This is a genomic window from Desertihabitans aurantiacus, from assembly GCF_003344635.1.
GTDB lineage: Bacteria > Actinomycetota > Actinomycetes > Propionibacteriales > Propionibacteriaceae > Desertihabitans > Desertihabitans aurantiacus.
On sequence record NZ_QPKK01000068.1, the window covers coordinates 1 to 14978 of the forward strand.

The 14978-nt window shown below is 69.3% G+C and carries 14 protein-coding genes; 8 read left to right on the top strand and 6 right to left on the bottom strand.

Translation table 11 applies throughout. The annotated features are described in order from the left end of the window. Positions 1-297 precede the first annotated feature (297 nt). Positions 298-942: a DUF6357 family protein gene (locus DVA66_RS07705; RefSeq protein WP_114559552.1), complete on the bottom strand. Its 645-nt coding sequence runs from the start codon at positions 940-942 to the stop codon at positions 298-300. Positions 943-1175: 233 nt separating this feature from the next. Here DVA66_RS07705 and DVA66_RS07710 point away from each other — a divergent pair, with 233 nt between their 5' ends. Beyond that, a complete protein-coding gene (locus DVA66_RS07710) occupies positions 1176-1538 on the top strand; it encodes a hypothetical protein (protein WP_114559553.1) in 363 nt (120 codons plus the stop codon). 93 nt (positions 1539-1631) lie between these two features. Here the strand turns inward: DVA66_RS07710 and DVA66_RS07715 are convergent, their stop codons facing one another. After that, positions 1632-2474 (bottom strand): catalase family protein, encoded by an 843-nt coding sequence (locus DVA66_RS07715; protein WP_157973896.1) that lies wholly within the window; start codon positions 2472-2474, stop codon positions 1632-1634. A 91-nt stretch (positions 2475-2565) separates the two neighbouring features. On the opposite strand from DVA66_RS07715, the gene DVA66_RS07720 reads away from it, so the two are divergent. Continuing rightward, positions 2566-2814 carry a P-loop NTPase family protein gene (locus DVA66_RS07720; protein ID WP_114559555.1) on the top strand — a complete coding sequence of 83 codons (249 nt, stop codon included), beginning with the start codon at positions 2566-2568 and terminating at the stop codon, positions 2812-2814. A 24-nt stretch (positions 2815-2838) separates the two neighbouring features. Here the strand turns inward: DVA66_RS07720 and DVA66_RS07725 are convergent, their stop codons facing one another. After that, positions 2839-3399, bottom strand: a complete 561-nt coding sequence (locus DVA66_RS07725) for a TetR/AcrR family transcriptional regulator (RefSeq protein ID WP_456297809.1) — start codon at positions 3397-3399, stop codon at positions 2839-2841. A 248-nt stretch (positions 3400-3647) separates the two neighbouring features. Between DVA66_RS07725 and DVA66_RS07730 the strand changes: the two genes are divergently transcribed. Genes DVA66_RS07730 through DVA66_RS07740 form a run of 3 tightly spaced genes read left to right on the top strand, consistent with a single transcriptional unit; the run spans position 3648 to position 9302 of the window. After that, a complete protein-coding gene (locus DVA66_RS07730) occupies positions 3648-4544 on the top strand; it encodes a radical SAM protein (protein ID WP_114559556.1) in 897 nt (298 codons plus the stop codon). After that, complete coding sequence (locus tag DVA66_RS07735; protein ID WP_114559557.1) at positions 4541-4945, top strand: DUF6375 family protein; 405 nt, start codon at positions 4541-4543, stop codon at positions 4943-4945. The genes DVA66_RS07730 and DVA66_RS07735 overlap by 4 nt, the downstream gene beginning before the upstream one ends. Positions 4946-5000: 55 nt before the next feature. Continuing rightward, positions 5001-9302, top strand: coding sequence for an NACHT domain-containing protein (locus DVA66_RS07740; protein ID WP_157973897.1), 4302 nt, complete (start codon positions 5001-5003; stop codon positions 9300-9302). A 115-nt stretch (positions 9303-9417) separates the two neighbouring features. On the opposite strand, the gene ychF is transcribed toward DVA66_RS07740, so the two are convergent. After that, positions 9418-10491, bottom strand: a complete 1074-nt coding sequence (gene ychF, locus DVA66_RS07745) for a redox-regulated ATPase YchF (RefSeq protein ID WP_114559559.1) — start codon at positions 10489-10491, stop codon at positions 9418-9420. A 64-nt stretch (positions 10492-10555) separates the two neighbouring features. Between ychF and DVA66_RS07750 the strand changes: the two genes are divergently transcribed. Continuing rightward, positions 10556-11251, top strand: a complete 696-nt coding sequence (locus DVA66_RS07750; RefSeq protein ID WP_114559560.1) for a DNA-3-methyladenine glycosylase family protein — start codon at positions 10556-10558, stop codon at positions 11249-11251. Between the two features lie 2 nt (positions 11252-11253). Here DVA66_RS07750 and DVA66_RS07755 read toward each other — a convergent pair whose 3' ends face one another. Further along, on the bottom strand, positions 11254-11718 hold the full coding sequence (locus DVA66_RS07755; protein ID WP_157973898.1) for a MarR family winged helix-turn-helix transcriptional regulator: 465 nt from the start codon (positions 11716-11718) through the stop codon (positions 11254-11256). A gap of 63 nt (positions 11719-11781) precedes the next feature. Here DVA66_RS07755 and DVA66_RS07760 point away from each other — a divergent pair, with 63 nt between their 5' ends. Then, entirely contained in the window at positions 11782-13830 is a 2049-nt protein-coding gene (locus DVA66_RS07760; RefSeq protein WP_198671576.1) for an MMPL family transporter, read from the top strand. Between the two features lie 12 nt (positions 13831-13842). On the opposite strand, the gene DVA66_RS07765 is transcribed toward DVA66_RS07760, so the two are convergent. Further along, positions 13843-14313, bottom strand: a complete 471-nt coding sequence (locus DVA66_RS07765; RefSeq protein WP_114559563.1) for an EVE domain-containing protein — start codon at positions 14311-14313, stop codon at positions 13843-13845. A gap of 66 nt (positions 14314-14379) precedes the next feature. On the opposite strand from DVA66_RS07765, the gene DVA66_RS07770 reads away from it, so the two are divergent. Further along, positions 14380-14978, top strand: a 599-nt coding sequence (locus DVA66_RS07770) for a hypothetical protein (RefSeq protein WP_198671577.1), incomplete at its 3' end; no start/stop codon positions are given.

Here is a 14978-nt window from a genome sequence, read left to right on the forward strand (position 1 = left end):
CGAGACGAGGAACTCTCTCGACAGCCTCGCGGAGCGGACGCTGGCGCTCCTGCCCGAGTTCGCGGCCTGACCGACGGGTGCCCTGCCCGCGGGGAACCACCATGACGTCGACCCCCACCGGTACCGCGCACCTCGACGGGGCGCGCCCGCGGATGACTCCGCCAGACGCCTGCTCGCCCGCACGCCGGTGTGGCTACTGGTGGGCGCGGTCGGGGTGGGCTTAGGCACGGGGGTGAACGCCAGCCAGCCGCTGCTCGCGGTGCTGGGCGCGCACCGGCGTCCTGACAGCCGCTGGCCTCACGACCACTGCTCGAGCTCGGCCTCGAGGCGCTCGTCCTTGCGCACCCACACCTCGCCGCTCGCCGCGCCAGCGGGCGGGTCGGCGCGTTCGAGACCGAGGCGCTCGACCAGCGCCAGCAGCTCGGCGCGCTCGGCCCGCGACATCTCCAGCGTGTGCGTGTCGAAGAAGACGTAGTACTGGTCGGTCGGGTCGACGTAGCCCGAGTCGCTCCACATCCGCAGCACCTCGTCGAGGGCTTCGCGCTCCGTCGACACCGCCGCGGCCCGCCGCTCGCCCTGCTCCTCTGGTGAGGCGTCGAGGTCGGCGAGCTCGCGGAGCCACAGCCCGGAGTGGTCGACCCCGGCGTAGCCGTCCTCGAGGAACCGCATCACGAACCGCCCGTACAGGTTGCGCCTGGCGACCGCGCAGTACTCCGTGTGCGGCTCGGCGGATCCCGCGACCGCTCTCGTGCGGGCGACGGCGCCTCGCGTCAGCAGCAGCACCAGCGCCTCACCCGTCGCCTCGTCCTCGATGCGGATGCTCTCGGCGTCCGCGTGCTCGTCGGCATACGCCTGGAACGCCTCGTAGGCTGCCTGCGCGCCGTCCGGGGACCGCTGCTGCTCTCCCTCGCCGGCGCGGAAGATGAACTGTCTCGGTGCCATGCCTGTCCTCCGTCGGGGTCGTGCTCAGCATCCTCCCTGCTCGGTCGTCGTGCGGACCCCTCCCACCCTCCAGGTGGACGGCTGCACCCGAGCTCAGCCGGCCGGGCCTGCCAGATTGGCCGCATGCTCCGACCCGCAGCCCGACCACCGTCACGGACGGGCGAGGCATCGGGGCGCACGCCGACCACCGAGGTCGTCCACCCCACGCCCGACGAGCCGGAAGCCTGAGGCGCATGGACGCGGTGGGGATGGCGCGGCTCGTCCGCGAGCACGTCGGCCCGCGGCAGAGCCGGTGCCGCCTCGGCAGACCCCAGGGGCTTCCCGCGGTCGAGCGAGCGGTCACCTTCGTCCTCTACGACGCCTTCGTGGTCACGGGCGCGCAGGACGACTACGGCTCGGGCACCAGCTGGGGCTTCGGCGTGGTGCTGCCGGGCGGGGTGTCTGTCAGCAGCGTCCTGAGCGAGCGGCTCACGCTGGTCGAGCCCACGCGCGAGGCGCTGACGAGAGCATTCGACGGAAACGACCGCTACGTGCGGCTGCGGCTGGGACGGGAGTACCTGGAGGCGTGGGAAGCGGCGCAGGAGAGCAGTAGGTGACGCAGGACGCCCAGGTCGCCGAGCTGGTGCGGCTGATCCGGCTCCACGATCAACCTCACGCAGTCCGCGATGCAGGGGTACGCCGCCCCTGACCTACTCGGAGATCACGCGCTGTGCGGCGCGGTAGCTCGGCTCGCGCACTCTGCGCACCCAGGGGTAGGTGGTGGACCCGGGGAGCGGATGCCCCACCGGATCGAAACGAAGCTCTGCCGAGTCCACCTCGGCAGCAGGCCGAAGCAGCACCTGCGCGAAGGGACGCCACATGCGGGTCGGTGCCGCGTGATACAGCCGGACCTGCCACGGCTGCTCCTGGAGCGACCGCCGCAGAGCGCCGAGCTCCGCCGGGAGCACACGCGAGGGGACGCTCCGGGCACAGATCAGCACCGGTCCCCGTGGCGAGCGGTACGGCAGGAGACTCCCGAACGTCGTGCCCGTCGCCGAGCGCCGGGGCACGAGGACGAACCGGAACGGGAACCCGGTGCCCGTCGACGCGAGCAGCACATCCGCGTGCCGACCGTCGTCGGCGTGGAATCGCAACGCGAGGCCGAGCACGTCTGGCAGTTCATCGGGCAGCCCGACTCCTCGGGACAGCCGCGCGGTCACCTCGAGCGGCTCTCCCCGGAGGTCGTCGATCCAGCTGATGCCTGACGGCCCCGCCTCGCGGATCGGGGTGGCCTGCCCCGTCAGCACCAGCCCGCGCGAGTGTATTGGGCGCGGATGACGGACGCGCCGGAGCAGAGAGAAGAAGCCGCGCAGCGCGGATCCGGCCACCTGTGCAAGTCCAGCGAGCATGCGGCCATCATCCCGACCGAGCGGTGCCGAGGTCACCCCCCCTGTTCCTGGCAGCCTCAGACGTTGGATGATCGTGGACGCCCCAGGCAGGGCACGACGGGTCTGCGCGAGGCGCAGAACACGTGCCTTCGTCAGCACGGTCATCAGCCTCCTGGTGAAGCGGTGACGCGTGCGGAGACGACGCTGATCGGTGGATCAGCCTGGGGGCGTGGCAAGCGGCGCAGAAGGGCAGCAGATGACGCAAGAGGCGCAGGTCGCCGAGCTGGTGCGGCTGATCCGGCTCCACGGCGGCGTGGACGCCGAGCACGGCTGCTCCTGGGTCGCCACCGGCCACGAGCGCCAGGAGCCCGGCGTCTTCGAGAAGGTGACCGCGCTCGTCGAGCAGCTCGGCCTCGAGCGGATCAGACCCGCGCCAGCCGGGCTGATCCCCGGAGCGCTCGGCGTGGCGATCGCCCGCGACCCGCGGATCGACGCTGCGCTCTGAGGAGCGGCACGGACGGTCGCGCGATCAGCCGCCCGCGGAAACGGAATCCGGTGCCTGGAGGAGCTGGGCGACGAGGGAGCGCGCGGTTGGGGCCAGCGTCTTTACGTCCATCCCGCTACGCCCGATGAAGGTCGGGTCCTGCCACGCGGCGAGCAGCGCCCGCGCGGTCTCTGTCGGGTCACGCTGGGTGGACAGGCCGCCCTCCTCCTGAGCTCGCACGACACACTCGCGCAGCAGCGCTGTGATGCTCTCGTACGCCCGGCCGGCCTCCGTCGCCAGGACCGGGTCCGCCGCGGCTAACTCGGTGCTGTTGGCGAGGAAGCAGCCGCGCCGCGCGGCCGCCCCGGCTGGGTCGCCGACCGGCATCATCAGGTAGTCGCGCAGGGCGTCGACCGCGCGCGGGGCGGAGGCGAAGCTCTCCCGCAGCGCGGCGTCGAGCGCGTCCACGTAGCGCCGCAGCGCCCGGAGGAAGAGCTCATGCTTGCCCCCGAAGGTGGCGTAGAGGCTGCCCTTGCCCAGACCGCTCACCCGCACCAGGTTCTGCAGCGACGTCGCCGCGTACCCGCGTCCCAGAACTGGTCGCAGACCGCGCCCAGCACCGCGTCCTCGTCGAACTGCCTCGGTCGCGCCACGCCGACAGCGTGGGCTCGGTTCGTTCCTCGACTGCGGGAACGAAGGTCGCTAGATAGCCCATGGGCGACGGATTGACCTTGCCAATCGAACAACAGGTTTGTCTGGAGGCCACCGAGGTGAAACCAGGACATGATGCACGATTGTCTCTAGGCTGGCGGCATCGGCTTGTCGATCCCAGTCAACGCTTACAGGAGACGTGCATGAAGATCCGCCTCGGGCCCGACGGTGTGCACCTCTTCGACCGGCAGACCGGCCTGAACGTCCTCCTCGACGAGGTCCAGCCAGCTGAGCGATCGTGGTCGGCTGCGCCACGCCAAGTCTCAATTGCGGTGACCAACGCGTGCAACCTGGCGTGCTCCTACTGCTATGCCCCCAAGCACCGCGCGGCCCTCGAGAAGAGCCAGTTGCTCAGATGGATCGACGAACTTGACGAAGCTGGAGCCCTTGGCATTGGGTTTGGCGGTGGAGAGCCGACTCTGTACCGACACCTCCCCGAAGTCTGCGCACACGCAGCTAGCAACACCGACCTCGCGGTAACCATGACGACCCACGGCCTCCGTTGGAACGCCGACTTGATCTCGCGTCTTCGAGGCACTGTGAACTTCGTCCGGGTTAGCGTCGACGGGGTCGGAAGCACATACGAGCGCCTCCGCGGGCGGAGCTTCACCCAACTGCGGGCGGCCTTGGAAGCGATCGCAGGCACCTTCCGCTGGGGCATGAATACCGTAATAAATGAAGACACTGTGGGAGACCTCGACGCCATCGTCGCTGTCGCCGCGGAACATGGAGCTTCCGAACTTCTCCTGCTCCCGGAGCAGCGGACCGCCAGCACGGCCGGCGCCAGTAAGGGAACGCTACGTGTCCTGCAGAACTGGGTTAGCGCGTATACAGGTCCAGTACGGCTCGCCGCGTCGGCCGAGGCTGAGCTGGGCGTCCCGACGGCGGACGCACTGCCCAGGGAGACGGGCCTCCGCTCATACGCACACATCGACGCGAGTGGAACGGCTCGCACCTCGTCGTACGCACCGAGTGGCATACGAGTTGGCGACAGCGTTATCGCTGCCTTCGAGCAGCTCGCACGAATGGAGGCGGCATGAAAATCTGGCACGGCTATGGGTCTGAGCACTCCATGAACCTCAAACTTGTAGGGCACTTCGCGGGCGCCGACGAAGCGAAGTCGACAGTCGAGGCCATCAAAGTCCTGACCGGAGCGGCACAGGCAGAGCAGGAGGCCGGACGCCTGGAGTACGGCGAGCCCCTTCGCATGTTCAGCGATGAAGTCCTCGCCGTGCTGAGCAAGGTGCAGATTCACAGTTTCGGCTACGCCGACGTCGAGCAGTTCTTATACGACGTCGACATCAAGGTGGACGGCTCCGACGTCATCATTCAGACTGACGAGATCGACGTGATCGCCTTTATCAAGGTACTCCTCGCCCGTGGTGCCAAAGTCGAAATGTACTCCATGCACGAACACAGCACCGGGCTGGGAGGGCAGTAGTGCTCTTTACATCTGCTGGACGACGCATTGACGGCCCCACTGTGAGCGCCGCCTCGTGACAGCGCTCGACTGGAGCCGGTTCGAAAATTTGCCCGGGGACCGCGCCGCAAACTTCGAACTTTTGTGGCGTGGGGCGGTGCGTCACAATTACGCCAGATACGGACGGTTCCAGGCGCGATCTCAGCAGCCGGGTGTCGAGTTCCATCTCAAGCTCGAACGTGACTGTTCGCTCGGGAATGCCGGGGACTGGTTCGGCTGGCAGACCAAGTGGTGGCCTGATCTGCGGGGTCGGACCATCGGCGCGGGTCGGAAAGAGGACGTGCAGGACTCGCTCGATAAGACGAAAATCCACATACCCGGGCTTACCGACTGGGTTCTGTGCACGCGCCGTCCGCTCGCGCCGACCGACGAACCCTGGTGGGACGGACTCAGTACGAGTGCGCCATTCAGGCTCGATCACCAGGTCGCAGAGGAGCTTGCCAACCTACTCACCGGGGACGCCGAACTTTTCCGCCAGACGTACTTCGGCGACTTAGTACTGGTTCCGAACCGCCTGGAGGCGCTGAAGGAACTCGCTCTCGCCGACGTGCGGGAACGCTGGTTCCCCGAAGTGCACCAGACCAGCTCAGCCGAGGTAACTCTTCGGCGCATGCTCGCGGAGCCCGGCGCGTGGGAGCACCTCAAGGTGGTTGGGACCGAAATCACCACTCTTACGGCAATTATCGAGAGCGACGTTGCGGCAACGGCTCTTGACGCATCGGTACAGGCGGACCTGGATGCGCTGCTTGCAACTGCCGAAACCATCCGGCAACTCCTTGCGCATGCGCACGAGCACCTCGCCCCAGGCGGTGACCACACCTGGCGTGATTTGGGCGAAGCCAACGTCCCGGACGCACCGAACCCGGTCCCCCCGGTCCTTCGCAAGCTTCGCGCTGCCAACCATCCGGCGGCGCTCCCGTGCACCAACTTGGTTGCACATACCCGCGACGCCGCCGCTCTAGCCAAGAGTGTCTTCGGTGAACTCGCGGTCCGACGCGTCATCGTCACCGGTGGCGCTGGCTACGGGAAAACCCAGCTCGCAGCCAACTTGGCTAGTTCCACCGAATTCCGCCCGGCTGGCGTGCTGCTCTTCGGACGTCATCTGCGGAGCCGAGACGACCTCGACGACCTCGCACAACGGATGTCCGTCAATGGGAAGAAGATCGAGACCTTTGAGGCCCTGCTGGCATCTGTCGATGCGGCCGCCGCGCGCGCTCAGTGCCGCCTCCCCCTCATCATCGACGGCCTCAACGAGGCCGAGGACCCACGCCAATGGCAGGCGCTCCTCGAGCGCGCCCAGGTCCTGCTCGAGGACTACCCGTCGGTCCTCCTCGTGTGCACGGTTCGGTCGGCCTTCATTGACCGAGCCGTCCCCACGTCACTGACCGACTCCGTAGCTCTCGACGGATTCGGTGAAGACGTCGACCAGGCGGTCGAGAAGTACTTCGATCACTTCAACATTGACGCTAGCGGCGTCGACCTGCCTTTCGAGCGTTTCGACCACCCGATTACGTTACGGATCTTCTGCTCGGTCACAAACCCGACTCGAGAGCATCGTGTTCGACTCGTCGGCCGGGCTCCGGCGTTAAACGCGATGTTCGAAAGGTATCTCGCCGACGCCGCCGACCGTATCGAGGCCCTCAGTGATTCCCGTATCCGAGCTACAGATGTTCACAATGCCCTGCAGGCGCTCGGCGTCGAGATGTGGCATACCAATTCCCGAGAGGTCAGCGAAACGCGGGTGAAGGAGATCTTCGGCGACAACCGCCGACTCTGGGGTGACAGCATCCTCAATGCCCTACAGGAAGAAGGCGTCCTCATCCGCCAAACAGTCCGAGAGGTCAACCAGACGCGCGATACTCCGGGCGCCCCCGAGGCGGTCGGCCGTTCAGAAGGGCTAATCGTCACGGTCGTCTACGACCTCCTCGCCGGCCACGTCATCGCTTCGGCCATGGCCGACACCAGCGGCGCGCTGTTCGCGACTTCGCTCAGCACACTCGAGGTTGAAGCCAAGTTCGCCGGCGAGGCGGCCGGAGCCCACCCCTTGGCCGTCGACATTTTCGACGCCCTGGTCTTTGTGCTACCGCAACGCGGTCTCGGCCACCTTTGGGAGCACGTCCAAGACGCGCTGCTCGACGCTGCGCTCCTTCGGACGACCGAACTCGAGCCCGATGAGATCAACGCAGCAACAGTGACAGCCTGGGAACAGAACCTTACGGGCCTGTCGCGACGGCCAGACTTCTGGCCGCGGCTCCGGTCCGTTCGTGCTGTTCCGAACCACCCGTTCAATGCGACTTTCACTGACCACGTTCTGCGGTCGCTGAGCGTGGCCAAGCGCGACCTGACCTGGACCGAATGGCTCCGCAGTTCGACCCAGCCTTACCTGCGCCCAGACGCCGGAACAGATGTACGCGCCTTGGAAGACCTCCGATCGTGGATCATGCGGTGGCGAGAAACCACCGACCGAACGGAAGCTGACCAGCTGCGAGCGTGTTGGTTTATGTGGATGCTCAGTAGCACAGTGCGAGATCTCCGCGATGCAGCGACAGCCGCCCTGTACTGGTTCGGACGCGGTGACGCCGCCTCGCTCTTCGAGCTCGCCGCAAGCGCGTTGGAGATCAACGACCCGTACGTCGGCGAACGAGCTACCGCTGCCGCGTACGGCGTGACCACTGCGCACCAACTGCCAGACGCCGAGTTCGAGAATCGCCTCGGGGCATACCTCGAAGCCATCGTCGCTGCCACCGCAGGAGACGCAGCTACTTCGCCCACGTACCACCGGCTGATCCGGTACTACATCGCCGGTATAGTCGAGTTCGGACGAATCCACTACCCGGCCGCGGTCCCCGCGGCGGCGGCCGACGGGATCGAGTTCGCTGAGGGCGCGCTCCCCGACCCCCTTTCCGAAGGTGACGAGCGACGTGACGAGGTCGAACGCACCATGCACATAGACTTCAGGAACTACACCCTCGGACGGCTATTCGACGACCGCGCCAACTACGACTTCGAACACGAGGGCCACCGCTCGGCGACCGACCAAGTCCTCGGAGTGGCCTACGGCCTCGGCTGGCGCAAGAGCGAGTTCTCGTCGGTAGACAACGCGATCGCTCGCCAGAACACAGACAGAAGCCCCAACCGCGTCGAGCGGTACGGGAAGAAGTACAATTGGATCGGGCTGTACTTGGTAGCCGGGATGCTGAACGCACGTGGGGACCGTGTCTACGGCCTCGCGGTCGATATCGACCCAACCTTCCCGGAGGCCCCGCCTCGTCTACCACTTCAGATTCCAACCTGGGTACGTCCGACACCTGTTGATGACCAAAGGTGGCTTATCCGGGGCATCGTCAATGTTCCCGACAATCTTCTGTGCTCCCAAACCTTAGCGGGCGTTGCGGGGCCCTGGGTACTCATCCACGCGGAGATCGACGCAAAGGACGAGCGCACGGGGCGCGAGGCGTACGGCCTATTCAATGCCGTCGCGATCGCGCCTGGCGACCTTGAAGCATTCGTGCGGCACTGGGAGGCGAAGGACCACCCCGGGCGTGAACTGATCGAGCTCCCCACGGCGTACTATCTCTTCGCCGGCGAAATCCCATGGCACAAGCGAATGGCGACCTCGGGTGACGACATCGCAGGCACGGGAGTGCGCCCTATGGCGCGCGACGAGGACGACGGGTGGCAAGACCCCCACTATGGCGAAGACCCCTACATCGACCACATCTGGATGCACGACGAGGATCAAGCGGACGAGGGGGCGCTGAGCTACGAATCATTGAAGCTCCCATACGAGACGACTAAGGAACCCGCGGAGGTGGGGAGCGACACTCACCTCCTAGCCGACACCAAGGCCCAGGACGCCGCATACCTTGCGGCGACCGCACCGCAAGTGCTTGAGTTCGAGTCGCTTGCTCACACGTTCGCGTGGGAGGGGCACCACAGTTCGGAGAACCAAGCGTTCGCGTACGTCCCAAGCCAACGAATCTCCCAGCATTCGGGCCTACTTTCTGTCGCCGCCGGGTTCGATCAGGTCGATGCTGCAGGCCGTCCGGCAGCCATGAGCTTCAGCGCACCGCCGGGCTTCAGCGGTCATCTGCTATACCTCCGCGAGGACGTCCTAAAGGCGTATGCCGGTCAACGAACCGTCGTCACCTTCGGGTGGGGTGAGCGCCAGATCCACGCCACCTGGCCCAAGCAGATTCCCGACCGTCTATTGGAGGTCTACCGCGCGGCCCGCAACATCTGGCGAACACACCGGGTAGTCGCTGAAGGACAGCAATCAGGAGTTGGCGGTAGACAGGAGTCCGAAGCGCAGGACTGAGTAACTGCAACTAGGCCGCGGGCCTTCTGAACCTCTTTAAGCACCCGGTGTGCTGAGAGCGAAATGACCCTCAAGGACCGCACGACCTGGCTTGACGCAGGCAACTGGTGCGGGGTCACACGTTGAAGCGGAACTCCACCACGTCGCCGTCGGCCATCACGTAGTCCTTGCCCTCCAGCCGGACCTTGCCGGCCGCCTTCGCCGCGGCCATCGAGCCGGCGGCGACGAGGTCGTCGAAGGAGACGATCTCGGCCTTGATGAAGCCCTTCTGGAAGTCGGTGTGGATGACGCCGGCCGCCTCCGGGGCGGTCGCGCCGACCTTGATCGTCCAGCCGCGGGCCTCCTTCGGGCCGGCGGTCAGGTAGGACTGCAGCCCGAGCGTCTGGTAGCCGACCCGGGCCAGGTGGTCCAGGCCGGGCTCCTCCACGCCGAGGTCGGCGAGGAACTCCGCGGCGTCCTCGGGCTCCATCTGGGCCAGCTCGGACTCGATCTTGGCGTCGAGGAAGATCGCCTCGGCCGGGGCCACCAGCTCGCGCATCCGCTGCAGCAGCGCCTCGTCGGCCAGCTCCTCGGAGTCGCAGTTGAAGACGTAGAGGAACGGCTTGGCGCTGAGCAGGAAGAACTCGCGCAGCGGCTCGCGGTCGAGCCCGGCCTGGAAGACGGTGCGGCCCTCGTTGAGCACCTCCAGCGCCTGCTGCACGGCCTCCAGCACGGCGGCGCGGTCCTTGTTCATCCGCGACTCCTTCTGCAGCCGCGGCACCGCCTTCTCCAGCGTCTGGATGTCGGCCAGCACCAGCTCGGTGGTGATGGTCTCGATGTCGTTGCCGGGGTCGACCGCGCCGTCGACGTGGGTGACGTCGGGGTCGCGGAACACCCGGGTCACCTGGCAGATCGCGTCGGCCTCACGGATGTGGGAGAGGAACGCGTTGCCCATCCCCTCGCCCTGGCTGGCGCCCTTGACGATGCCGGCGATGTCGACGAAGGAGACGGTGGCGGGGATGATCTCGGCCGAGCCGAACATCTCGGCCAGCACCGGCAGCCGCGGGTCCGGCACGCCCACCACACCCACGTTCGGCTCGATGGTGGCGAACGGGTAGTTCGCCGCCAGCACCTCGTTGCGGGTCAGCGCGTTGAACAGGGTCGACTTGCCGGCGTTGGGCAGGCCGACGATTCCGATGGTGAGTGCCACGGGCGTGCACTGTACCGCTGCCCACCCGCCGCGACGGCCTCCGCGGGCGTGGCAGAGTGCCGGGGTGCGCCCGCCCGAACCGGACTCCCCTCCTCCCCCGGACGACGGCACGCTGGACGCCGAGCGGTTCGCGGCCACCCTCGACCTGGTGGTCGACGCCGACGCCCGGCTGGCCGCGGTGGTCGACCGGTTCGGACGTCCCGGCTTCTGGAGCCGACCGGCCAGCTTCGCCACCCTGGTGCTGCTGGTGCTGGAGCAGCAGGTCTCGCTCGCCTCGGGCAAGGCCACCTTCGACCGGCTCCGCGCGCTGGCCGGCGCCGTCACCCCCGAGGCGGTGGCACCCCACGACCTCGACGCGCTGCGGGGCTGTGGCCTGACCCGGCAGAAGGCCGGCTACGTCGCCGACCTGGCCCGCGGCGTCCTCGACGGCACGGTGGACTGGGCGGCGGTGGTCACCGGCGACCGCGACGCCTGCCGCCGTGCCCTGCTGGCGGTCCGCGGCATCGGACCGTGGACGGCCGACGTCTGGCTGCTGGCCTGCCGCGGGTTCCCCGACGAGTGGCCGGTCGGCGACCGGGCCCTGCAGGTCGGCTGCGGCGAGGTGGTCGGCGCCCCCGGACCGCTCACCGGCGAGGCACTGGTCGACGTCGCCCGCGACTGGGTGCCGCACCGCTCCACCGTCGCCCGGCTGGTCTGGCACGACTACCTGGGACGCCGGCGGCGCGCCGAGACGGTCGTCGAGGGCCTCGACGGCCTCTGAGCTCAGCGCTCCGGCTCCTCCAGCAACGAGGCGTAGAACCCCGCGACGTCGTCGAGGAACGAGGCGATCACCGCCCGCTCCTCCGCGCTGCGGGACGAGGCCACCTGCACCACGCCGGCGATGATCGGCCGCAGCTCGACCATCGCCCGCTCCACCGCCTCCGGCTCCGTCTCCACCCGGACCTTGCGGCGGTCCGACGGGTGCGCCGCGCGCCGGACGTGCCCGGCCCGGCTGAGCCGGTCGATGACGTGCGTCGTGGCCGCGGTCGACATCTGCATGCGTCCCGCCAGCTCGCTGGCCGTCATCGGACCGTTCTCCAGCAGGTGCTCCATCGCCGTCAGGTCGGTGGGGTTGACCTCCAGCAGCCGCGCGAGCTGGCGCTGCACCTTGTCGGAGATCACCTGCACGCGCCGCACCCTGGCGGCGATCGCCGGCCCGTCGGTGCCGGCCTTGTGCGCAGTGGACATGTGGGTCATGCTAAACCGGTAGATAATCAAAAGTTTTAGTTACCGAGACGTGGGGTGGGTCGCGTGCTGCGTGCGCTGGTCGGACGGGTCGGGGCCTGGGTCGTGCTGGGTCTGGCGGTGGTCGCCAGCGTGGCCCTCTTCGTGCTCGTGCCGAGCGTGGAGAGCGACGCCTTCCCCTCCGCGGGCCTGCCGGCCGAGACCCAGTCCGCGCAGGTGGAGGCCCTGCTGGAGGAGTTCCCCGACGCCGACGTGAGCGCCGCCCTGCTGGTCTTCGAGCGCGGCGGGGACCCGCTGACCGACGAGGACGAGGCGGCGGTCGCCGCGCGGGCGGAGGCGCTGGCGGCGGAGTCGCCCACCCCCGAGGCCGTCCGGCCCCAGCTCAGCGAGGACCGGACCGCGGCCCTGGTGGTGGTCCCGGTGGACGGCGCGGACGTCGAGGCCGACCTGGCCGGTACCGCGGACCGCTTCCGGTCGCTGGCGGCGGAGGACCTGCCCGAAGGGCTCCGCTCGGCGCTCACCGGACCGATCGGCTTCTCCGACGACGTCTCCAGCGCCTTCGCCGGCGCCGACCTGAGGCTGCTGCTGGTCACCGTGGGGGTGGTGGCCGTGCTGCTCATCGTCACCTACCGCAGCCCGCTGCTGTGGCTGGTGCCGCTGGCCGTGGTGGGGACCGCCGACGGGCTCGCCCGGGTGGTGGTGGCCCCGCTGGCCGAGCTGGCCGGGCTCCCGGTGGACGCCTCCATCTCCGGCATCCTCTCGGTGCTGGTCTTCGGGGCCGGCACGAACTACGCACTGCTGCTGGTGGCCCGCTACCGCGAGGAGCTGACCAGCCAGACCGATCGGCACGCGGCGATGCTGACCGCCGTCCGCAGCGCCGGACCGGCCATCGCGGCCAGCGGCGGCACCGTCGCGCTCAGCCTGCTGACCCTGCTGCTGGCGTCGCTGCAGGGGAACCGGGCGCTCGGCCTGGCCTGCGCCCTCGGGGTGGGGATCGCGATGGTGTTCGCGCTGCTGGTGCTCCCCGCCGCGCTGGTGGTCTGCGGGCGCGGGCTGTTCTGGCCGTTCGTGCCGCGGGTGCAGTCCGACGGCGAGGAGCGGCGGGCCGGGGCCTGGGAGCGGCTGGGGCGGGGGGTGGCCCGGCGCCCCGTCCTGGTGGTTGCGGCCGCCGTGGTGGGGATCGCGGTGCTCGCCCTGGGGCTCGGCGGCTACCGGGTCGGGCTGTCGCAGACCGAGCAGCTGACCGGCGACCCCGAGTCGGTGCAGGCCCAGCGGGTGCTGGACCGCTCCTTCAGCGCCGGGCTGTCCGGGGGTGTGGACGTCCTCGTGCCCAGCGAGGACGTCCCGACGGCGACCGAGCGCGTCCAGGCCGTGGAGGGCGTGGAATCGGTGCGACCGGGCGCCGAGCACGAGGACCTCACCCGGTTGACGGTGACGACGTCGGCGGCCCCGCAGAGCGAGCAGGCCTTCGAGGTCGTGCGCTCGCTGCGTGCCACCCTGGCCGACGACCCCGCGCTGGCGGGGAGCCTGGTCGGAGGGTCCGACGCCACCGCGCTGGACACCCTCGATGCCGCCGAGGACGACCTGCGGCTGGTTGTGCCGCTGATTCTCGGTGTGGTGGCGCTGGTGCTGCTGGTGCTGCTGCGCTCCGCGCTGGCTCCGGTGCTCCTGATCGCCAGCGTGCTGGGGACGTTCTTCGCCAGCCTCGGTGCCGGCACCTGGCTGTTCAGCACCGTCTGGGACTTCCCGGCGCTGGACGCCAACGTCACCCTCTACGCCTTCCTGTTCCTCATCGCGCTGGGCGTGGACTACAACATCTTCCTCACCTCCCGGGCCCGGGAGGAACGGGCGCGGGTCGGCGCGCGGGAGGGGATGATCACCGCGCTCGGCAGCACCGGCGGCGTGATCACCAGCGCCGGCGTGCTGCTGGCAGCGGTCTTCGCCGTGCTCGGCGTGCTCCCGGTGGTGGCGCTGACCCAGGTCGGGGTGATCGTCTGCCTCGGCGTCCTGCTGGACACGCTGGTGGTCCGGACCCTGCTCGTCCCCGCGCTGGCCTTCCTCACCCGCAACGCCTTCTGGTGGCCCACCCGCGGCGTGGCCCCCGATCCCGGGTGAGTCGGGGGGACGTCAGCCCAGCAGCAGCTCGATCCGGGTGAGCTGGTCCCGCGACACCCAGGACGGATTGGGCCCGAACGGCTGACGCTGCACCTCCAGGTCGTTCACCCCGACGGCGCGGAGCTCGGCGTGGGCCACCGGCGCGTCGAAGAGCTCCAGGTCGACCGGCACCCGGCAGCGCACCCGCGCGGCGTCCTCGGGCCGGCGCCAGTGCCCGACCTCCTCCTCGACCCAGGGCTCGGCCGGGCCGGTCACCCGGCCGTCGGCCCAGATCCCGCGGACCAGCCCGTCGCGGCCGTCGCCGGACAACCAGAACAGCGCCCGGTCACCGGCCGCCATCAGATCGGCGCGGTAACCCGGACGCACCGACCAGGAGGTCAACCGACGCTCGCCCGTGGCGAGGAAGGCACGGAGGTCCCACACCACCGGGTTGGCCTTGAGCAGCCAGGCACCCAGGACGGAGCGGTCGACGCTGCGGGACATGCGGCCCACTGAACCATCGGCCGTCCACCCACGCGCGGCGGGGTGCTCCTTGCCTAGGCTCGACACGTGCCAGGTGGACTGCGGTGGGACGGGTCGGTGGCGGTGCTCGTGCTGGCGGTGGCCGCCGTCGGCGGAGGCGTGGTCGGGTCACTCGCCGCGCCGTCGGCGGTGCCAGCGGTCCTCACCCTGCTCCTGCTGCAGCTCGCGGGCACCGCGGTCGGCTGGTGGCGCACGCTGCCGCCGGTGGTGACGACCGGGGTGGTGGCCGCGCTGACCCTGCTGACCGGGCTGGTGCCCGAGCTGGGCGAGCTGCTGAGGATCGGGGCCGTCCCGTGGGTGACGCTCGCGCTGGCGCTTGGCACCCAACGGCTGATCCAGCGCTCGCGGACCCCGGCCGGTCTGGTGACCGGGATCGGCCTGCTCGCGGTGGCCGTGGCGGTCGTGGCCGCCGTGACGGTCCGGGGCGGCGCCCCGGTCGTGCCCAGCACCCTCGCCGCAGCCGTCCCGGTGCTGGGCGGCGCGCTGAGTGCGACCGCCCTCGACCTGGCACGGGCCCGGCGCGACCGGCTGGCCCGGAGCGCGCCCCTGCCTGCGACCGACGACGGCGGCGACCGGGCCCGGCGGGCGCTGCTGCTGGTACTGCTGCGGGCGGAGGTGGCGCTGGC